Raw genomic sequence first — 20383 nt, 5'->3', positions numbered from 1 at the left:
CCACGGGTCTGGCCATAAAAAAACCGCAGCCAAAGCCGCGGTTTTTTTGAAATACGATGCCCTGGATCAGGCGTAGGCCAGTGTGAATCGACGGTTGGGATGCTGGGGCGATTCCAACTCATCGATCATGGCTTTGGCGTAGTCTTCCACCGAAATCCGGCTGTTCCCGTCGGCATCAGTCAGCAGTTGATCCGTGCCCAGTTGATAATCGCCGGTGCGTTCTCCGGGAGCGATCATCGCCGCGGGACTCAGCATCGTCCAGGGAACGTCCGGCTGGTTCCGCAGGGACTCCAGCGCATAGCGGGCGCCCTCGGCCGTCGCCTTGTACTCGGCCGGAAACGCCGGCGTGTCGATCAGCAACTGTCCCGGCGCCACTTCCAGTGAGCCGGCCCCGCCAACCACCAACAGGCGAGATACCTGCGCGCCTTTCGCCGCCGCCAGGATGCTGTCGAAGCCCCGGTTGTAGTAGCCCGCCACGTCGGACTGGGCATGGCCGGAAAACGCGCTCAGTACGGCATCGTATCCGCCAAGCGCCTCGGTCAGGGCGGCGGTGTCCTGGACATCGACCGTGCGGATCGTCAGGCCGGGCCGGGCGGTCAGTCGGTCCGGGCGAGTCACCAGGGCCGTGATGTCGTGCCCCCGGTTCAGGGCTTCTTCCCGCAGGGCGGAACCGATAAAACCACTGGCGCCAATCAATGCAACGTTCATGTGTCTGTCCTCTCTGGGTGATGGTTATGGCGGACAGTATGAGGACGCCTATTGATTCGAAAAACAGGTCATTCAATAATTCATTGTTATTGAATTTAAAACGATGAGACATGATCGACGAACTGGACCTCAACAACCTGCCCCTGTTTATCGCGACGGTCGAGGCCGGCTCGTTTACCGGCGCTGCGGACCGGCTGGGCTGCACCAAGACCAAAGTGAGCCTCAAGATCCGCGCCCTGGAGAAACATCTGGGGCTGACGCTGTTCAGCCGGACCACCCGACAGGTCGCCCTGACCGAGGCCGGCCAACGTCTCTATCGGGACTGCCAGCCGCTGCTGGCCCAGTTGGGGGAAACGCTGAGTGAGGCCGGCACCAGCGCGCGTTCGCTGTCTGGCTCCCTGCGCATCACGGCGCCGATGGACCACATGACGCAGACCCTGGCCCCGGCAGCCGCGGCCTTCGGCCGGAGTCATCCGGACCTCAGCATCGAGCTGCGTAGCGGCGACAAGGTGGCGGACATGGTGCAGGAAGGCATTGACCTCGCGATCCGGATGGGCTGGTTGAAAGACTCCACGCTGCGGACCCAGAAGCTGGGGGAGTTTGATCAGCAGGTGGTGGCGTCCCCGGATTACCTGCGCGAATTCGGCACGCCCCGTCACCCGACCGAACTCAGCCACCACCGGTGGATCGAATTCACACCGCTACCCACGCCGCTGACCTGGTCGTTTACCCGAGGCGACGAGCAATGTCAGGTCCAGATGAGCAGCCGGATCAAAGTGGACAGCACGGGGGCGTTGCTGAGTCTGGTCAGGAACGGTGCCGGACTGTCGGCGATGGCGAAAGTCGCACGTCATGACGACACCAGTCTGGTCAGGCTGTTCGAGGATTGGCAGTTGACCCGGGGCGGGATCTACGCCGTGTTTCCACCCGGTGCGTTTATTCCTGCCAAAGTGAGGGCCTTCGTGGACTTCTACCGCACCTGGCTGGTGCAGCACTGACGATGGTGGTAGTCCGGGGCAGCAACGGACGTCACTGCCCCGGTTGATCCGCGTGGATTATAGGTTAGTGGGACCCCTGCATACTGCTCAGTTTTTTCTCGATCGAACTGAGGTTGAAAGAGCCCGGAGACTGACTCGGCGGGTACTCCTCCATCGTCTTCAGGAACTGGGTCGCGAGGGCCTGGATGGGCACGATAATGAACGCGTGATCCAGCAGCCAGTCGTAGTAGATATTGGCGTTATGCTGGGCCTTCTCGAACGGATCGCGTCTCAGGTTGAAGATCTGCGGCACCCGTAGTTCGACAAACGGCTCCTGCCACACGCCAAAGGCCTGCCCGCGGTTTTCCAGGAACACGATCTTCCAGGCGTCGTAACGGGCCGCCACGACGTTACCGTCGTCATTCACGTACCAGAACTCATTGCGCGGCGACTTGTCGCTCTTGCCGCTGAAGTAGTCGACCATGTTGTAGCCGTCGATGTAGTTCTTGTACTTACGGCCATCGAGGGTGACGCCGTCCCGCAGCTTTTCCTTGATGTCCGGCGCACCGGCGACCGCTGCGAACGTGGGCAACCAGTCCTCGTGGGAGACGATGCCGTTCAGCGTGGTGTGATCCGGGAAGTGGCCCGGCCAGCGGACAAAAGCCGGAACACGGTAGGCGCCTTCCCAGTTTGAGTTCTTCTCGCCCCGGAACGGCGTGGTGCCGGCATCCGGCCAGGTATTGTAGTGCGGGCCGTTGTCCGTGGAATAGAACACGATGGTGTTGTCGGCGATGCCCAGATCGTCCAACAGGGTGAGGAACTGGCCGACGGTCGCATCGTGCTCGATCATCCCGTCGGTGTATTCATCGTTCCCTTTGTGACGATGCTCTTCCCGGACGTGGGTGCGGAAGTGCATGCGGGTGCCGTTCCACCAGACGAACCAGGGCTCACCGGCCTCGGTCTTCTCCTTGATGAATTCCATCGCCCGCTCGGAGGTCTCGTCGTCGATGGTTTCCATGCGTTTGCGAGTCAGTGGGCCAGTGTCTTCGCAGGTCTGCTTGCCCCACTCGCCAAAGCGCGGCACCTCGGTGGTATCCACCTTGTCCGTGGCGTAGCAATGCAACACGCCACGGGGACCGAACTGCTCCCGGAAGGTCTTGCCGTTGGCCAGTTTCATATCGCCGGGATAATCCTCGTTTTCCGGCTCTTCCTCAGCGTTCAGGTGATAGAGGTTGCCAAAGAACTCGTCAAAGCCGTGGACGGTCGGCAAATGCTCATTGCGGTCGCCCTGGTGGTTCTTGCCAAATTGGCCTGTGGCGTAGCCCTGGCTTTTGAGGACCGTGGCCATGGTGACGTCGGTTTTCTGCCAGCCCTCTTTCGCGCCGGGCAGCCCCACTTTGGTCATCCCGGTGCGCACCGGCACGTTCCCGCCAATGAATGCAGCACGACCGGCCGTACAGCTTTGCTGTCCGTAATAGTCCGTGAAGGCGATGCCTTCATCGGCAATCCGATCGATGTTGGGTGTCGGATAGCCCATCATGCCGTGGTTGTTGTGGCTGATATTCCAGTAGCCAATATCGTCCCCCCACAACACCAGAATGTTCGGCTTGTCCTGTTGCTGTGCGGCAAATGCTCCGCAGGCAAACAGGCCAAGCAACGCTGCGACAACCATCTGCAGACGTAACGGATACCTTCTCCAATGCCCTTCCATAACGCCTCCAACCCATGTTCAAAGGCGGCACGCACAGCACTCGCGCCACGCCACTCATGTTCCTGACGTTGGACCAGGCACTCTCGTGTGCCCGTCTCAGGACGCCCGGATATCCACCGCCGATCATTGTGCGCCGACTAATGATCGGCATAACCAGACAACGGGTGATTCCAAATCAGGGTTTGTTCGCCAACGCCATGGCCATGGCATCCCGGATGATTGACAGGAAGAGACAGACGACAGAACGCAGGCCGCCGGGAGGCAGCGCAGCGCATTGTATGGAAGAGATTTTGAGCGCCCAAAAGTCTAGTGCCCACAGCAAACTCCTTTCCGTGAAGCTTCCCGACAGACAACTGCATTGGCCGATGGACAGGCTGACACTGCCAATTGAAAACTGGGGTGTTCGAAATATTGACCGTGCAACTCCAGTTTGCACTTTTAAGATTAGAGCATCACCGGGCATGTGCAACGCGGATTGATCAAAATTTGCACGCCATCCTTGCCGGACAGACTCATGCCGCCTGGCGCTGCTGCAGCCAGACCCGCAACCCCTGGCAATTCAATCGAATATCCATGCCCAGCAGTGCCATCAGTCGATCGTCATCCAACGAGCAGCCATGCTCCCGGAGCTTGCGGAAAAGGAAGTCTTTCATGGCGGAGACCAGGGCGCTTTCCAGTTGGTCCGGCTCTTCCTGTTTTTCCACACGCTCCGCCAGTGCCACGAAGCCATCCACCATCGCCAGTAAACGCTCACCCAGCGGCTGCGGATTCTCCACCAGGCCATAGTGAGTGAGGTACATCCGTTCGGGCTCCAGCGCCAGGAGTCTGTGGATCGATTGTTTCAAGGGCTCGGGGTCAAACTGCACCGGCGTGGTGGTGGGAAAGATAAAGGGCCCGTTTTCGGTCACCAGCGGGGGATAGCACAACCCAAACGTATCGCCGGTGAAGATACCGTTGGATGCTGCATCGTAGATACAGAAGTGATGGCGGGCGTGACCGGGCGTATCCAGGAACAACAACCTACGATCGCCAAGCAGAATCTCGGCGCCATCATCCAGGGTACGCACCCGCTCTTCGGGAACCGGGATGATGTCTTCGTAGACTTCGGCGAATGTCTTTTCGCCATAGACCGCCAGTACCCCTGCCTTGAGCCTGGACGGATCGATCATGTGCCGGGCCCCGCGCGGGTGGATCAGTACCGTCGCCTCCGGCAGCGCCTGCATCAGTCCACCGACACCGCCAGCATGATCCAGGTGCACATGGGTGGGGATCACATAGCGAACCTGTGAGCGCGGGATGCCGCGCGCTTCGAGCAGCCCCAGGATGATCGGCACCGTCCGGTTTGTCCCGGTATCGATGATGGCGTACTCGTCCGCGCCCCGGATCAGGTAGCAGGCCGCCAACTCATCGCGCATCATGCCGGTATCGATGCGGGTGATCTGGTGACCAAGGTCTTCGATGGTCTGGAAGGTCATGGGGGTATTCCTCTTCCTCAGGTGGCCATGCGCTTATCGACACGGATATCGCCTTTTGCGCATGAAGGCAACCGCTCTGTCGTACCCGGACAACCGGACCAGTGGAAATCCGCACCAAGACGCCGCCCCTCAAAAACTGGATAATGGCCGGTTCAGCCACACGGCTCGCCAAATTCTCCAAGCCCGGTGCTTACGTCATGGAAATTAAAGTCAACTTCCTCGAAAACCTCCGACTGGAAGCCAAGTTCGACGACTTCACCGTCGTCACCGACCAGCCGATTCGCTACAAGGGCGATGGATCGGCCCCCAGTCCGTTTGACTATTTCCTGGCGTCATCGGCCCTGTGCGCGGCCTACTTCGTGCGGGTGTACTGCAAGGCACGGGATATCCCGACCCACAATATCCGCCTGTCCCAGAACAACATCGTCGATCCGGAAAACCGCTACAACCAGATCTTCAAGATCCAGGTGGAGCTGCCGGAGGACCTGCCCGAGAAGCACAAGGAAGGCATCCTGCGCTCGATCGACCGGTGCACGGTGAAAAAGGTGGTGCAGACCGGACCGGATTTCCAGATCGAGACGGTCGACAACCTGGACGAAGACGCCCAGGCCCTGCTGATGGTGGAGCCGGACAACGAGGCCCAGACGTTTATCGAGGGCAAGGATCTGCCGCTGGAACAGACCATCGCCAACATGTCCGGCATCCTCGCCGACCTGGGCATGAAGATCGAGATCGCCTCCTGGCGCAACATCGTGCCGCACGTATGGTCACTGCACATCCGCGACGCCGCTTCCCCCATGTGCTTCACCAACGGCAAGGGCGCCACCAAGGAAAGTGCCCTGTGCTCGGCGCTGGGTGAGTTCATTGAGCGGCTCAACTGCAACTTCTTTTACAACGACCAGTATTTCGGCGAGGAGATCGCCTACAGCGACTTTGTCCACTACCCGAACGAAAAATGGTTCCAGCCCGGCCCGGACGACGCGCTGCCAGACGGCATCCTGGATGAGCACTGCCGCGCCATTTACGATCCCGAGGGTGACCTGCGCGGTTCCAACCTGATCGATACCAACTCGGGGCGGACCGATCGTGGCATCTGTTCCCTGCCCTTCGTGCGCCAGTCCGACGGCGAGACGGTCTATTTCCCGTCGAACCTGATCGAGAACCTGTTCCTGAGCAACGGCATGAGCGCCGGCAACACGCTGCAAGAGGCGGAGGTGCAGTGCCTGTCCGAGATCTTTGAACGGGCGGTGAAGAAGCAGATCATCGAGGAAGAAATCACACTGCCGGACGTGCCGAAAGACGTCCTGGCGAAATACCCCAACATCGTCGAGGGCATTGAAGCGCTGGAACAGCAAGGTTTCCCGGTGCTGGTGAAGGACGCTTCCCTGGGCGGTCAGTTCCCGATGATGTGCGTCACCCTGATGAACCCGCGTAACGGCGGTGTGTTTGCCTCCTTCGGCGCGCACCCGAGCTTTGAAGTGGCGCTGGAGCGCAGCCTGACCGAGCTGCTGCAGGGTCGCAGCTTCGAAGGCCTGAACGACGTGCCGGCGCCCACCTTCAATAGCCTGGCGGTGTCCGAGCCGAACAACTTCGTGGAGCACTTCATCGACTCCACGGGCGTAGTGTCCTGGCGCTTCTTCAGCAGCAAGCACGACGTCGAGTTCTGCGAATGGGACTTCTCCGGCACCAACGCCGAGGAGGCCGAGCGCCTGTTCGGCATCCTCAGTGAACTGGGCAAGGAAGTGTACGTGGCTGTCTACGAAGAACTGGGGGCGCCGGCCTGCCGCATCCTGGTGCCGGGCTATTCCGAGGTGTATCCGGTCGAGGACCTGATCATGGACAACACCAACATGGCGCTGGACTACCGGGAGGACATCCTCAACCTGCACCGCCTGAGCGACGAGCAACTCGCCGATCTGGTGGAGCGTCTGGAAGCCAGCCAGCTCGACAACTACATGACGATCATCACCCTGATCGGCGTGGAGTTCGACGAGAACACCGTCTGGGGCCAGCTGACTATTCTGGAGCTGAAGATCCTGATCTGCCTGGCCCTGCAGTGGCACGAGGAAGCGCTCGAATTTGTTGATATGTTCCTGCAGTTCAACGACAACACGGTCGAGCGTGGCCTGTTCTACCGGGCGATGAACGCAGTCCTTGAAGTCATCCTCGACGAGGAAATGGCCCTGGACGACTACCTCACCAACTTTACCCGCATGTACGGCGAGGACACCATGAACGCCGTCGTCGGATCCGTGAACGGCACCGTGCGTTTCCATGGCCTGGAGCCAACCAACATGCAGCTGGAAGGACTGGAAAAACACCAGCGGCTGGTGGAGAGCTACAAGAAACTGCATGCCGCCAGGGCCGCGAAGGCGAAGACTGGGATCGCATCTGCCAAATAGAAGGGCCCGGCGTTATTGGGGCCATTAAATTTTCAATCTTTTACACGAGACAACAGAAAGTGCTGACGTAGCCGGCTATCCTCTGGTTGATCGTGCTGCAACTTCGTGCCTATCTTTTCAGAAGGTCTGTGGCCTACCCTGACCGACCCTCGAAGTTCGCTCTACAACCCGTTCTGGGAGCCATTGCTGCTGGGAGAAATGACGTTCAACGTGATCGTTTTTGCCATCTCCCTATGGTTGATCTACCTCTTTTTCAGGAAACACTACCTGTTCTCGATTGTTTTCGTTGGGTTCATGCTGGCCAACCTGATTTTCATTCCCCTGGATGCCTGGGCCGCAACATTGATCTTTCCGGATGATCCGATGTTCGATCCCGAGACCACGAAGAACATGGTTCGTGTGGCGGTGTCGTCGGCCATCTGGATTCCCTACATGTTGCTCTCGAGGCGCGTCTCTCAAACGTTTAGGTCATCAGCCTGAGCCAGGTTCCGTCCATAAACCCAAACCGATCGCTCCGGCATTTGCTCGCCAGGTACATGCCGGAGCGATTTTTTGTTGCCTCTCGGCAAGCCCCATCAAGACTGTTGACTTTCAGCCCCTCAACATGAATGCTTACTTCATGACCCAACACCTAACGCCGTCTTTACTCCAGATCATTACCATCATTCCCTAGGAATGGTGGGTTCCGACGCGTAGTACGTTTTTGAAACCCGCCCAGGAGGCGGGTTTTCTGTATCGGCATCCTGGGCTTTCCACAAAGCGCAGGAGGCACCATGAAAAAAGTCGCGATCTTTGGCAATGCCGGCGGCGGCAAATCGACACTCGCCCGCCAGTTGGCGGATGCCACCCAACTCCCACTCTACACTCTCGACAAAATCCAGTATCGCCCGGGCGGTGAGAGGGTTCCCCATGAAGACTACCTTGCTCGTCATGCGGACCTGCTGCAGCGGGATAGCTGGATCATCGACGGCTTCGGCTGCATGACCTCCGCCTGGGAGCGTTTTGACGCAGCCGACACATTGATTCACATCGATTTGCCGCTGCTCACCCATGGCTACTGGGTAACGAAGCGGCTGGTCAAGGGCCTTCTGGTCAATCCTGAAGGCTGGCCCGAGAACAGCCCAGTCCTGAAGAGCAGCCTGAACAGCTACCGCGTGCTCTGGTTGTGCCACCGCAAATTAACGCCGGCCTACCGGCGAATGATTGCAGAGGCCCAAGCGACGAAAACGGTGCACCACCTAACCTCGCCTCGGGACATCAGTCGACTGCTGCAGGCTCACCGATAATTGAAGGCCCGGGCCATCACCCAGCCCTAAGGGAAGCTTAAGGTCCGGGCTTTATCATGACGTCCATGCCCGCATACCGGAACAAGCACCCACGCATGGAATACCTGTTGTGATCAGCCGTCGTTTCTTTGTTGCCCAGATCCTTGGCACCCTGCTGTTCCTGGTGGCTGCCGTCCTGGTGTGTGAAGCCACCGGTCTGGATATGATCGTCCAGGACGCCTTCTATCAGTTCGGCAGCCAGCAGTGGCTGCTGAGCAAGCACAACGAGGTGTTGAGGCTGCTGTTCTACACCGGCCCCAAGGCGGTTTTTATCCTGTTTGCGGTGGCCCTGCTGGTCAGCCTGATCGGCCTGCGCAAAAAGCCCTGGGTCCAGCGATACAAACGCGGCCTGCTGACGGTGCTGATCGCCAGCCTGTTAACGGTTGGGGTGGTCAACCTGCTCAAAGCGGTGACCAACGTGCCCTGTCCCACGAACCTGTCCCATTACGACGGAACCTATCCCTACGTCACCTTGCTGCACCGGGTCCCCGCCGCAGAGCACCTGAAGCGGATCCGCTGCTTTCCCGCCGGGCATGCCAGCGGCGGGTTTGCCCTGCTCTCGCTGTTCTTCCTGTTTCGCACAAAACGGAACCGGATGATCGCCTTTAACGGCGCCATGGCCCTGGGCTGGACGCTGGGGCTCTACAAGATGCTCATTGGGGACCATTTCCTCAGTCATACCCTGGTCACCATGGGCCTGGCCTGGCTGATCAGCGTTCTGGTGGCCGGCTGCGTGTTCGGTCTGGCGCGTGTTGTTGACGCCCCCGAGGCGACCGAAGGAGAGTCAATGGCGGGATCGGAGGCTCATTACTATTAAGCGCTAATTCTATGCTCCGGGGTGAAGCGCCCTCAAGAGGGAGCACCACTCCGGATCAAGGACGACCTAAACACCGCCAGGCACGGGCTTCTGTTCCAGGGTATACGCTTTGACCACCAGGTCCCCGGCTGTCAGCCCGGTGTTCGAGTCAGTCAGCGTCTGCTCGATCGCCATCTTGAGCGCCGGGCGCAGGTCACCGGTTCCCGGCTGCGTATATATGATCATCAGCGTGCGAGGACAGTCGTCATCGCCCCAATGGCCGAACGACGGCGCACCGTAACGTGGCGTGGCACCGGGGGCGAACCACTTCCAGCTGCCCTCGTGCTCCACGGCCCGGATCCAGCTCGCCTCGGCAGTGGCGGACAGGATCGCTCCGGTCCCTTTCACGTCTGACAACGGTCCGGTAAGCGACATGGTAGCGGCGACCACCGGCTGGCTTTCGCAACGCCGGATGTCCGGGTCCAGCGTGACCGTGTAGGCCTGGATAGCCGGCTGGGGCTTCGCCCCGGAATCGGCAGGCGATGTTTCCGAAGCCTTCGCCTCAGGTACCGGCGCCACCTCCCGCAATGTATAGCGACGCGCCCCGGCAATCGCAAACGGCTTGCCATCGAGGGGCATGGCGGCCACCTTCTTCGCCAGGGACACGGTCTTGCCGTCGGCCGATGGTTCGTCGATGTCCGACGCATCGACCACGAAAGACGCGCGCGCGTGATCCGGGTCGATGTAGAGCCCCAGGTACCCGCCCTGCTCCAGCCGGCGAATCAGCGCCCGGCGTTCGGGATCGCCAAGCGCTTCGTAGCGCGCCGGGTCCGCCGATACGTTCAGCAGCCGGCGTCTGTAGTAACCCCCCATCGCACGGACTTCCAGGCTGCCGGACCATACCGACTGAAGCCGCGAAGACCGAACACCCAACTGCTCCGCCAGCTCGTCCTGAAATCCGGCCACCTGCTCGTAGACTCCGGGGGAAAGCAGGTCCTTTTCGGTCGTCGTGTCGTCATCGCCGGAGCGCATGAGCAACGTCCAGGCCAGCCAGCCGGTTTCCGAGGACGGCGTCCGGGAACGGCGCCAATAGGGTTGCGGCTTGCCTATGTCCAGGAGGTGGCGCGTCATGGGCATGGCCATCAGCTGGCGTCGGCGAAAATCACCCACCGTTCCCGCGTCCTGCCCCTGGAACCGGTACCCGTCCGCGGTCTGGCGCCCCAGTCCAGACTGCCCGGCCAGCAGCAGCGTGCCGTTTTCCAGGCGATCCATAGCGAGCACGACGCCCTTGTCCAGCTCCGGGTCCACCAGGAATGCCTCGGTTTGGGGCGCCTGGCGAACAATAACACCGTCGGACCCGGCCAGGACGACGGTGCCATCGGGCTCGATCCGACCGCTATAGAAGTCCGCCTTGCTGGTGGCGTCGACACGATCCCAGCGGTCGTCGTCCGGTCCGCGACGGAAGACACCGCCATCGGCACCGAAGGACAGCAATGTGCCATCCGCCTGTTCGACAACCCCGTACAGGGGCCGACCAGACCAGCTGGCGTTCTCCCGGTGCCACTCCGTCTCATCATTGGAGCGCCGCAGGAGCGCGCCACCGGATGTGGTGATGGCAACAGCGCCCGAGCGTAACTGCTGGATCGAATAGAGGTGATCCCGGGAAGCCCGGTACGGCACCTCATCCCGCGCCCAATGGCTGCCGCCGTCGGATGAGGTCAGCAGGGTGCCGTCGGAGCCGACGATGAATCCGGTGTCCGGCGCGGTGAACAGCACGTCGAAGGCCGCGAAATGTTCCGGCAACTCCGCCGAAAGCGCGACGCGCTGCCAGGTCTGCCCGGCATCGTCGGAGCGCAGGACAGTGCCCTGGTGCCCGACCGCCCAGGCGGTCTTCGGCCCGGCAAAAGTCACGGCGGTCAGGGTCGACGCGGTCGGCGTCGCCACGGTCGCCCAGGTCTTGCCCTGATCCGCAGAGCGGCGCACCTGCCCGGCGTCACCGACGGCGATCACGACGTCGCCGGCATGGGCCACGTCAAAGAACAGATGATCCTGTACACCCGGACCGCCGGCACGCAGCTGTTCGGCCAGCGTTCGCTGGGGTTCCTGAGCGGCCATGTAGGCCCGGTAGCCCAGGCCGCCCAGCAGGGCGGCCACGAGCACGGCAATCAGTGCGGTAATCCAGATTCTCGATTTCATGTCTAGCGTAATGTCCCTTTACCCTGAGCCGAGCCCGCTGTCGGGGCACGGCATTTCCTGTTCCGTATCAGCGCAATACTGCGTTCAGAGAAGGCCCGAAGCCCCGTCAGCGTCGTCCCGGGTCATCTCCAGGACCAGCTCACCGTCGCGATAGACCTTGCGGCTGACAATCGCTCCTTCGTAGTCGGTCTTCAGCCACTCACCGTCGGGTGTCCCCCGGGTGTACGACGCCTTACTCTCCATCCGCCCCCGGGGGCTGAACGTGTAGATGAGGCCATCCGGTTCACCCTGGATGTAGTGCCCCTTCTCGAGCAACCGGCCGTCGTCGGTGTAAGCCCGGAAATCGCCGTGTCGCTTGCCCTGGCGAAAGCCGGCCACGATGCGACGGCCATAGGCGTTGACGATGTCGACGCTGCCGTCGAGATCGCCGTCGATATAGCGGGCATGTTCCACCCGCTTGCCGCTGGCGTTGTACGCGGCAAAGTCACCGTGCTTGACGCCATTGCGATAGTGGGTCTCGGTGCGTTTGCCGTCCGCGGACACGTCCACCCAGAGGCCGGTTTTCTTGCCATGCTTGTAGAGGCCTTTGAGCAGCGCACCGTCGTCGTCGGTTTCGCGGTATTCCCCGTGGTACTGGTCGTCGACATAGTGGGCACGGATGGTCCGGCCATAGCCCTGGTCCAGGTACAGGCCCTGGCGACCGTCGCGATCACGCTCGTCCCGCTCCACCAGCTCGCCAGACGGCGCATAGGTCTCCACCAGGCGGTAGTGATTCCGCTCCACCCGCCGGTACTTCAGGTGCCCCTCGTCGTCGTACTGTTTGTCCGTTTTCGAGACCTCGCGCCCGCGGTCATCGCGTTTGGTGTCAATAAGGCGGGTTCGAATGCCTTTCTCGTTGTAATAGCTGTGCTCGCCCACCGAACGCGAATGCTCGCCGACGATCCAGATTTCCCGGAGCACGCCGTTCTGGTGGTAGCGTTTCTGCACACCGCGTTTCGAGCCGTCGACGTACTGGTACTCGCTGCGCTTCTGTCCGTCGGTGTAGGCGATCTCCGGACCATCGGCCTGGCCGTCCCGGTACCTCTTGCGATACACCGGCTGGCTATCTTCGTAGCGGACCAGCCAGCCATCCCGCTGGCCGTCCTGGTAGTGAGTCTCCTGGGTGAGCTCACCCTCTTTGAATGTCTTGACCGCACCGTCGTAGTGACCATCGACGTAGGTGTAAGTCTTGGTGGGCCGGCCCTCGGCATCAAACTCGGTGTAGTCGCCGTCCTGCAGCACGCCGTCCACGTAGTTCCGCTCGTACTGGAGCTGGCCGTTCTGGTAGTAAGACACGAAACGCCCATTCTCCAGGGCGTGCATGTGCCCGCAGCCGCAGTCTTGCTGCCGTTCCTGATAGCGGCCGGAAGCGCCTCGGGCGCCGTCCGGGTAATAGGTCTGGAAACGACCCACCAGTTCCCGCTGGGACCACTGCGGATCCGGAGAAAAACCTTCCATGGCCAGTTGGCCGTTCGCGTGGAAATAACGGAGCACGTAGCGATCCCCGTTCTCGGCCTTTTCCAGCGGTAGCGTCATGTAATACACCTGGCGGTCGTGCGGATCCGCCGGATCGTAGAACGCCTCGGACTGATTGAGCCACACCCGCTGGCCAGCCAGGACCGGCAGCGACAGGACCATGGCCAGGATGAAACATAGCGTCTTCATTGTTGCTTCCCTTCTGTCGTGTCCCTGATCAGGGCAGTGGCTCGAACGTGACATTGAATGTCCGGCTTTCGCGCTTGCTGATCCTGGGCAGGGTCAGTGTCTGGACCTCGCCCCAGAAGCGGTACTGGTTGGTCCCGCTTGCCTCGAGCTGCTTCAAGGCCGCGCCATCGGCCCGGCGTCCGACGGGTTCGATGGACGCTACGGCCATGTCGGAAACACGATCCAGCTGCTGCCGGGCGTTGTCGGACAGCTGGACGGTGTTGGCGTCGATACGCTTGACCAGGTCACTGTGATCCACATCCACGGTCGTCATCTCGATCTCGGTGACACACTGCAATGTGATACCCAGGGACAGGTCGTAGAAGAACTGAAGGCCGTTGGTGGTCTGCAGTTGCAGGCCCGATCCATAGCGGGCGGAATACAGCTTCAATGAATAACCCTTGTAGGCCTGGGCGTCCGCCACTCCTGCCTCGCAACGGGAGGTACTACCGGGCATTCGCAGCCTGAGCTGGTGATGCCCGACCCCCTCGATGGCGGCGTCGTCCATGTTCAGGATCTGGAAATCCCAGCTCCGGATCAGGCCCTCCGACACCGTCCGTTCTCCCACAACGGGGCCTCCACTCAGGGTGAATCCGGCATTGTGGGCCACCCAGGTCTGGGAAACGGTTTTCACCGGCATGACCTTCAGCTGAAGCGAGTCCACCGGCGCGTCCGGCTCGATGGTGATCCGCTTGTCACCACGACGCTGTGCCGGACTTTGCAGTCGCAGGGCGTCGACCGCGTCACGCAGCAGCTCGTTGTCCACCTCCCGGTCGGCCAGGGCCGGCGTGGCCATCAGCCGCTCCAGCGCCGTGTTCGAGGCGGTGTAGTGATAGGACGGAAGCTCGTTGCCCTCAGCGTCCCGGGGAATCACACCCAGGAAGGTCCAGTCCTTCACCCGGAAGCCGCCGGGACGCGAAACGCGCAGTACGATGCGGTCGGAGGACCAGTCGTCCACCGACACGGTGATGGCGTCACCCAACTTCACCGAGGCCGTACCCTTCTTGAGTGTGCCTTCGTACACCGTATCCGGGACGCTCGTCTCGACCGTCATCTCGAGGGTGTCCAGGGCCTTGAGCAGCCCGTCGTTCAACGGCTCTTTCAAAAGTGGCGCGGTGGCGCGACGGGAGGGCGGCCAATCGGCACTGATCCGCGCCTGGAGGTCGAAGCGGGGATTAGGCGCTGACGGGCCGCTCAGCGTCGCGCCGCTGGCATCCCGCAGTGTCACGGACGTCACCTTCAGGGGGTCGATGAAATTTTCGGTCAGCCAGCGGATCGGGATATCCAGCCCTTCCTCCTTACCGGCGTCGTTAGGCGGCATCCACATCAGTTCGCTGTTGAAGGCGTCCAGTACCTCATCGGCGGGTTTGATACCGAATGGCGGCAGGAAGTAGCGGCGCGTGTCCGGGTTCGACAGGTCCACCGGGAAACCTTCCAGGGCCATGCGCACCATATGCTCGTAGCGCAAGTCCGGGACGGGCGATGGCTGGTCCGCCCGGCGCAGGTTGATCCGGGCGCGAGCCACCAGCGCATGGTCCATCATGTTGGTGTGGACGGTGTAGTCCAGCGTGGCCTGGAGCGGCCAGCCCGTTCCCCGCTCAAACAGGATGTAACCGACCTTGTCCGGTGTCCCGTCTTCACTCGGTTGGGTCACGTCGACAGACACCGTGTCCGCGTCGACCGCCGACACCGTGTAGGTCATGGCCGGCAGCGCGGCGCTGTGGTGGCTGCCCGTCACCGCCGGGGACTGCCAGGTCAGGCCGGTCCTGAGCGGCGCCGTCGGCAGGCCGCCGTTGAACAGGTTCATCTGCACCATGCTCTGGCTGAGCTGTGCAAGCGCCCCGTCAGGCAGGTCCTCTTCAAGAGAGGCCAGGGTCTCGGTATCGACAAATTCAGCACGGTGGGCGACGCCCTGCGGATCCACCGTCTGGCGGATGCCACCGCGCAGCAGCCGGGCCATCGCCCGCTTGCGGTCCGAGCCGTGATCCAGCTTGCGGGTGTTGACCACTTCGCGGCCATCGCTGTCGAAGGCGAGGAAGTCCACGCCGGTCTCGACCTCGAATCCACCGCCACTGCGTCCCGTGACGGTACTGCGCGACAGGGCGTCCATGTGCATTTCCCGCATCGGCAGGCGGGTACCGCGTTTGTCGGGCGTCAGGTCGAGCTGGTAGGTGAGGTTGAAGGCATAGTCGTCACCCACCTCGGGTTTAAACGCCAGCCGTTCACGGGTTTGCCAATACACAAGTGCGCCAGCCCCGACTGCCAGAACGACAGACAGCAGGACGGCCACAGACTTCGTCCTTGTCATTTACCGATGTCCTTATCGCTTACCGATTCCATGGAAGCCGATCAGGGCTTCCGAGCGATCGCGCAGTTTACAGAAGCCGGAGCTAGGTTTGCAGGCCGGGGAAACCGAAATTCAGAGTCTTTCCAAAAACAGGGGGCGATGTCACCTGCGGAAGGCACAGGTGACATCCATCGGGTTACAGCCTGAAGCGGGTCGTCAGGCTCTGGAGATCCTGGCTCAAGCGCGCCAGTTCCTCGCTGGCCGACGACGTTTCCTCGGCGCCGCTCGCCGTTTGCTCGGCAATATCGCGGACGGTCTCAACGCTCTGGCTGATCTGCTCGGATGCCGCGCTCTGCTCGGTGGTTGCCGATGCAATCTGCGTATTCATATCCGAAAGCCGTTCTACCGACTCTGCGATCTGGCGCAACGCCTGGCTTGCGTCTTCACTGGCAGTGACCGACGCCTCAGCGGTCTGGCGGTTACTGTTCATCGAATCGACCGCCAGCCGGGCCTTACGTTGCAGGGCGTCGATCAGACCGGTGATTTCCTCGGTGGATCCCTGGGTGCGCTGGGACAGGTTGCGGACTTCGTCCGCCACAACGGAGAAGCCCCGGCCATGCTCTCCGGCACGGGCGGCCTCGATGGCGGCGTTCAGTGCCAGGAGGTTGGTTTGCTCGGCAATGTCCTGGATCACCTCGATCACACTGCTGATCTGCTTGGACTCTTCGTTCAGCTCTTCGATCTGGGTGGCCGACGATTGCACCTCACCGGCCAGTGCCGCAATTGCCGTTCGATTGTTGCCCACCAACTCGTCGCCGCGGCTGGCGGCATCGCGCGCCTCTGCCGCCGTATCGGAAGCCTGCTCGGCATTGCGGGCCACTTCCTGGATGGTCGACGCCATTTCCTGCAGAGCTGTCGCCATCTGCTCAATTTCCTGGCGCTGGCTGCTGACACCGGAAGCCGTCTGGTTAGTCACCACAGACAGTTCTTCCGATGACGAGGCAACCTGGTCGGCACTGGAGCCGAGTTGGGTCACCATATCGCGCAGGCCTTCCATCATCCGCCCCAGCGATGCCATCAACCGACCCACCTCGTCCCTGGATGCGTCGGGAACCTGGGCGGTCAGATCACCTGCCGCAACCGATTCAGCCAGGCGCTGCGCCTGCAACAGGGGCGGCACAATAAGGTGGTTGATCATCCAGGCGGCGAAGATCCCGATGACAATGGCCAGGACCCCGAGTTCCAGTGACCAGGTTTCGACATCCTGCTTCAAGGTCATCATCTCCTGCTTTTGGTCGGCACGGATTTGCTCGGCCACCTGCATGGCATCGCGGGCGGAGGCGACCATTCCCTGCTTCGCCCCCTTCTCCTGGCGATCGATACCGAAGTAGCGCCGCAAGGCATCCTCGTACTGTTTGACCTGCGTGGATGCCGCATCGGCCAGGGCGATGTTGTCGGCCTTGTCGAGAGCCTGCTTCAGCTGGGCGACTTTCTCATCAAGCTGCTCGACTCCGGCGTTGGCAGCGTCCACGTACTGGTTGTCGCCGCTGATCAGGAAGTTCTTTTCGGCCTCACGGACTTCGAAGATACCGCGAATCAGGTCGCCGGATAGCTGCGATTGTTCAACCCGATCCTGGATCAGGGCAATCGGTTTCTGGTCCTGGATGTACTGCGAGGCGTCCTGTGCGAGATTGGTGCGCAACTTGAGCAGTGCCGCTTCCGCCTCCCGGGCCGCATCACGCATCTGGGCGAGCGTGGTTTTCCTCTGGTCCACCAGCGACACAAACTGATCAAGGCTATTCCGGTACGCGCCGGATCGATCCAGCACCTTGTCTGTCAAGGCCTGATTGTCGGGGTCCTCAAAACGGGCTTTGAGGTCCTTGGCCAATGCCATGACCTCATCAAGCCGGTCACCGGCGTCGGAGACGGCCTGGGGGTCGCTCCTCAGTTCAAAGTTCTTTTCACTGACCCGAGCGGCCAGCAGGAGCTTGACAATCCGGTTCGCCTGATCCGCCTTGGCCACGCGCTCTCCGACGGCGTCCCGCCCAAGACTGCCCATGACGATCAAACCAATCACCGTCAGTGTGACAAGCCCAAAACCCACCATAAGCTTGTACTTGACCGGGAGATTGGCCAGCCCCGTGACCTGAAGCAGCTTCTTCATACACAACACCCTTGCCTTTGAGGAATGATTGACGACGCAAGAAACGCCTTGCGTTTGGTTATACGCATCGCTTCACGATGCGATGGAGCCGCTGTTCGTTTTTGTCGGGCCGTTTGCGCATGAAGCGATCTGGCCGGGTTGGTTTGCGGGATGTGACGGCTTTCGATGGCACGTGTCTCTAGACCGTTGCGTTGCGCCCAGCTTGTGTCGTTGCCGAGCCGCTTTACGCAACAGCGTTTGACGGTATCACAGGCGCCCCAACAACAAGTCTGACTGCAGAAAAACTTTGTTAAATCATTAGCTCTGGCCGGATAAGACAATCATTTGCTATGCGAATTCGTCCAGTTCGGCGTGCTGACCTCGCTGGCCTTTCCCGAGGTTCGAAGAACCAACCCGGTCAGTACCTGATCGCAGGACGCTATCGGTTGGTTTGCCAAGGAGGGGATGGTCAACCCGGAACAGTCAAGGCGCGCCGGGCCCAGGGAGTTTGATCCCGATAAAAAAGGGGGCCATAACAGCCCCCTGATTCTGATCCAACGATCCGACTAGAAATCGTAATCCGGCATGTCATGGGAATGGGAGGCTTTTTTCTCCTCCGGCGCCTCGCTCACCATCGCCTCGGTCGTCAGCATCATGCCGGCCACGGAGGCGGCGTTCTGCAGGGCGGTTCGGGTGACTTTGGCCGGGTCGAGGATGCCCATGTCCAGCATGTCGCCGTAGGCCTCGGTCTGGGCGTTGTAGCCCCAACTGACGCTGTCGTTACTGCGCACCTTGTCCAGCACCACGCTGGGCTCGACCCCGGCGTTGGAGACAATCTGCCGGAACGGCTCTTCCATGGCCCGCAGGGCGATGCGGACACCGGCCTTCTGATCTTCGTTGGCCGCCGTTTTGAGCGTCTGGCGCACGGCATCGGCCGCGCGAATCAGGGCCGTCCCGCCGCCCGGTACGATGCCTTCTTCCACCGCCGCACGGGTCGCGTGCAGGGCATCGTCCACCAGGTCCTTTTTCTCCTTCATTTCCATTTCCGTGGCCGCGCCGACCTTGATTACCGCAACACCGCCGGACAGTTTAGCGACGCGCTCCTGCAGCTTTTCGCGGTCGTAGTCGGACTTGGAGGCATCGATCTCCTTCTGGATCTGGGCAACCCGGGCCTCGATGTCCGCCTTCTTGCCGCCGCCATCCACGACGATCGTGTGCTCCTTGGTGAGTACGATCCGCTTGGCGGAACCCAACTCGTCCAGGGTGGCCTTCGCCAGGGACAGCCCGACTTCTTCGGAGATCACCTGCCCACCGGTCAGCGTGGCGATGTCCTGCAGCATGGCCTTGCGACGGTCACCAAAGCCCGGGGCTTTCACCGCGGCCGCTTTGATGATGCCGCGCAGGTTGTTCACCACCAGTGTGGCCAGGGCTTCGCCCTCGACGTCTTCGGCGATCAACATCAACGGCCGGCCGGCTTTGGCGACGGCTTCAAGCACGGGCAACAGATCCCGGATGTTGCTGATCTTCTTGTCGAACAGCAGCACATAGGGGTTATCCAGTTCCGCCTGCATCTTGTCGTGGCTGGTGATGAAATAGGGGGACAGGTAGCCGCGGTCGAACTGCATGCCTTCCACGACCTCCAGTTCGTTCTCCAGGGATTTGCCCTCTTCGACCGTGATGACACCGCCCCGACCGACCTTCTCCATGGCCTCAGCCAGGATGTCGCCAATCGCGGTATCCCAGTTGGCAGACACGGTGGCAACCTGGCCGATGGCCTTGTTGTCGGCGCAGGGTTTGGCGAGGTTTTTCAGCTCTTCCACGGCGGCGCTGGCGGCGAGGTCGATGCCGCGTTTCAGGTCCATCGGGTTCATGCCGGCCGACACGGCTTTATGGCCTTCCCGCACAATAGCCTGGGCCAGCAGCGTGGCCGTGGTGGTGCCGTCGCCGGCCAACTCGGCGGTCTTGGACGCCACTTCTTTCACCATCTGGGCACCCATGTTCTCGAACTTGTCCTTGAGCTGGATTTCCTTGGCCACGGACACGCCGTCCTTGGTGACCCGGGGGGCGCCGTAGCTCTTGTCCAGGATCACGTTGCGGCCTTTCGGTCCCATGGTGACCTTGACGGCGTCAGCCAGGACATTCACGCCTTTGAGCATGCGCTCGCGGGCGGTTTGGGAAAAGGTAATGACTTTCGCGCTCATGCGGCTTTCTCCTGCGCATCAACATCTTCAAGAACAGCCAGGATGTCGGATTCACGAATCACCAGGCCAATGTCGTCGTTCAGTTTGATATCGGTGCCGGCGTGCTTTTCAAAGAGCACGCGATCCCCCACCTTCACGGTCAACGGACGCTGGACGCCGTTGTCCTGCAAGGCGCCGTCACCCACCGCCAACACGATTCCCTGGGTCGATTTGCCGGCCGCCTTGTCGGGAATGAGGATGCCGCCTTTGGTGGTGGTTTCGGCTTCCAGTCGACGAACAACCACCCGGTCATAGAGCGGTTTGATCTGCATTGAGGTGTCCTCCTGAGTATAGGTGATGCACTAAAGAAACGGCGCATAGATGGGCCTTTGCGGCCCTCTCTGATCGCGAAAATAAGTGCAGTCCCGGCGCTTTCAAGT

Annotated in this window: 14 protein-coding genes; 5 read left to right on the top strand and 9 right to left on the bottom strand. The window is 61.2% G+C overall.

Annotated features, from left to right (window positions below; genetic code table 11):
• Nucleotides 1-66: 66 nt before the first annotated feature.
• Nucleotides 67-708: an NAD(P)-dependent oxidoreductase gene (locus J3364_RS14130; protein WP_349558952.1), complete on the bottom strand. Its 642-nt coding sequence runs from the start codon at nucleotides 706-708 to the stop codon at nucleotides 67-69.
• Nucleotides 709-818: 110 nt separating this feature from the next.
• On the opposite strand from J3364_RS14130, the gene J3364_RS14125 reads away from it, so the two are divergent.
• Nucleotides 819-1706, top strand: a complete 888-nt coding sequence (locus J3364_RS14125) for a LysR family transcriptional regulator (protein WP_349558951.1) — start codon at nucleotides 819-821, stop codon at nucleotides 1704-1706.
• Between the two features lie 64 nt (nucleotides 1707-1770).
• Here J3364_RS14125 and J3364_RS14120 read toward each other — a convergent pair whose 3' ends face one another.
• Both J3364_RS14120 and J3364_RS14115 read right to left on the bottom strand, forming a co-directional pair.
• On the bottom strand, nucleotides 1771-3396 hold the full coding sequence (locus tag J3364_RS14120) for an arylsulfatase (protein ID WP_349558950.1): 1626 nt from the start codon (nucleotides 3394-3396) through the stop codon (nucleotides 1771-1773).
• Nucleotides 3397-3908: 512 nt separating this feature from the next.
• On the bottom strand, nucleotides 3909-4871 hold the full coding sequence (locus tag J3364_RS14115) for an MBL fold metallo-hydrolase (RefSeq protein WP_349558949.1): 963 nt from the start codon (nucleotides 4869-4871) through the stop codon (nucleotides 3909-3911).
• A gap of 197 nt (nucleotides 4872-5068) precedes the next feature.
• Here J3364_RS14115 and J3364_RS14110 point away from each other — a divergent pair, with 197 nt between their 5' ends.
• The 4 genes from J3364_RS14110 to J3364_RS14095 all read left to right on the top strand — a co-directional run bounded on the left by J3364_RS14110 (nucleotide 5069) and on the right by J3364_RS14095 (nucleotide 9415).
• Nucleotides 5069-7273 (top strand): OsmC domain/YcaO domain-containing protein, encoded by a 2205-nt coding sequence (locus tag J3364_RS14110; RefSeq protein ID WP_349558948.1) that lies wholly within the window; start codon nucleotides 5069-5071, stop codon nucleotides 7271-7273.
• A gap of 105 nt (nucleotides 7274-7378) precedes the next feature.
• A complete protein-coding gene (locus J3364_RS14105) occupies nucleotides 7379-7753 on the top strand; it encodes a DUF2569 domain-containing protein (RefSeq protein ID WP_349558947.1) in 375 nt (124 codons plus the stop codon).
• A gap of 293 nt (nucleotides 7754-8046) precedes the next feature.
• Nucleotides 8047-8559 carry a P-loop NTPase family protein gene (locus J3364_RS14100; RefSeq protein ID WP_349558946.1) on the top strand — a complete coding sequence of 171 codons (513 nt, stop codon included), beginning with the start codon at nucleotides 8047-8049 and terminating at the stop codon, nucleotides 8557-8559.
• A 109-nt stretch (nucleotides 8560-8668) separates the two neighbouring features.
• Nucleotides 8669-9415, top strand: coding sequence for a phosphatase PAP2 family protein (locus tag J3364_RS14095; RefSeq protein ID WP_349558945.1), 747 nt, complete (start codon nucleotides 8669-8671; stop codon nucleotides 9413-9415).
• A gap of 66 nt (nucleotides 9416-9481) precedes the next feature.
• On the opposite strand, the gene J3364_RS14090 is transcribed toward J3364_RS14095, so the two are convergent.
• From J3364_RS14090 to J3364_RS14065, 6 genes are all read right to left on the bottom strand, one after another.
• Nucleotides 9482-11590 (bottom strand): WD40/YVTN/BNR-like repeat-containing protein, encoded by a 2109-nt coding sequence (locus J3364_RS14090; RefSeq protein WP_349558944.1) that lies wholly within the window; start codon nucleotides 11588-11590, stop codon nucleotides 9482-9484.
• 84 nt (nucleotides 11591-11674) lie between these two features.
• Nucleotides 11675-13294 (bottom strand): toxin-antitoxin system YwqK family antitoxin, encoded by a 1620-nt coding sequence (locus tag J3364_RS14085; protein ID WP_349558943.1) that lies wholly within the window; start codon nucleotides 13292-13294, stop codon nucleotides 11675-11677.
• A gap of 28 nt (nucleotides 13295-13322) precedes the next feature.
• A complete protein-coding gene (locus tag J3364_RS14080; RefSeq protein WP_349558942.1) occupies nucleotides 13323-15641 on the bottom strand; it encodes a hypothetical protein in 2319 nt (772 codons plus the stop codon).
• A 175-nt stretch (nucleotides 15642-15816) separates the two neighbouring features.
• A complete protein-coding gene (locus tag J3364_RS14075; protein WP_349558941.1) occupies nucleotides 15817-17784 on the bottom strand; it encodes a methyl-accepting chemotaxis protein in 1968 nt (655 codons plus the stop codon).
• A 545-nt stretch (nucleotides 17785-18329) separates the two neighbouring features.
• On the bottom strand, nucleotides 18330-19964 hold the full coding sequence (gene groL, locus J3364_RS14070; RefSeq protein ID WP_349558940.1) for a chaperonin GroEL: 1635 nt from the start codon (nucleotides 19962-19964) through the stop codon (nucleotides 18330-18332).
• On the bottom strand, nucleotides 19961-20275 hold the full coding sequence (locus tag J3364_RS14065) for a co-chaperone GroES (RefSeq protein ID WP_123633986.1): 315 nt from the start codon (nucleotides 20273-20275) through the stop codon (nucleotides 19961-19963). The genes groL and J3364_RS14065 overlap by 4 nt, the downstream gene beginning before the upstream one ends.
• Between the last annotated feature and the right edge of the window lie 108 nt (nucleotides 20276-20383).

The organism is Marinobacter sp. NFXS9 (genome assembly GCF_040148665.1).
Taxonomy (GTDB): Bacteria; Pseudomonadota; Gammaproteobacteria; order Pseudomonadales; family Oleiphilaceae; genus Marinobacter_A; species Marinobacter_A mangrovi.
The sequence above is the reverse complement of the archived record's forward strand: the minus strand, read 5'-3'. Positions and strand labels throughout refer to the sequence as shown.

Coding starts and splice junctions, on each gene's coding strand:
- J3364_RS14080 (WP_349558942.1), bottom strand. CDS start 15,641: ATGACAAGGACGAAGTCTGTGGCCGTCCTGCTGTCTGTCGTTCTGGCA.
- J3364_RS14125 (WP_349558951.1), top strand. CDS start 819: ATGATCGACGAACTGGACCTCAACAACCTGCCCCTGTTTATCGCGACG.
- J3364_RS14065 (WP_123633986.1), bottom strand. CDS start 20,275: ATGCAGATCAAACCGCTCTATGACCGGGTGGTTGTTCGTCGACTGGAA.
- groL (WP_349558940.1), bottom strand. CDS start 19,964: ATGAGCGCGAAAGTCATTACCTTTTCCCAAACCGCCCGCGAGCGCATG.
- J3364_RS14075 (WP_349558941.1), bottom strand. CDS start 17,784: ATGAAGAAGCTGCTTCAGGTCACGGGGCTGGCCAATCTCCCGGTCAAG.
- J3364_RS14120 (WP_349558950.1), bottom strand. CDS start 3,396: ATGGAAGGGCATTGGAGAAGGTATCCGTTACGTCTGCAGATGGTTGTC.
- J3364_RS14085 (WP_349558943.1), bottom strand. CDS start 13,294: ATGAAGACGCTATGTTTCATCCTGGCCATGGTCCTGTCGCTGCCGGTC.
- J3364_RS14090 (WP_349558944.1), bottom strand. CDS start 11,590: ATGAAATCGAGAATCTGGATTACCGCACTGATTGCCGTGCTCGTGGCC.
- J3364_RS14110 (WP_349558948.1), top strand. CDS start 5,069: ATGGAAATTAAAGTCAACTTCCTCGAAAACCTCCGACTGGAAGCCAAG.
- J3364_RS14130 (WP_349558952.1), bottom strand. CDS start 708: ATGAACGTTGCATTGATTGGCGCCAGTGGTTTTATCGGTTCCGCCCTG.
- J3364_RS14100 (WP_349558946.1), top strand. CDS start 8,047: ATGAAAAAAGTCGCGATCTTTGGCAATGCCGGCGGCGGCAAATCGACA.
- J3364_RS14115 (WP_349558949.1), bottom strand. CDS start 4,871: ATGACCTTCCAGACCATCGAAGACCTTGGTCACCAGATCACCCGCATC.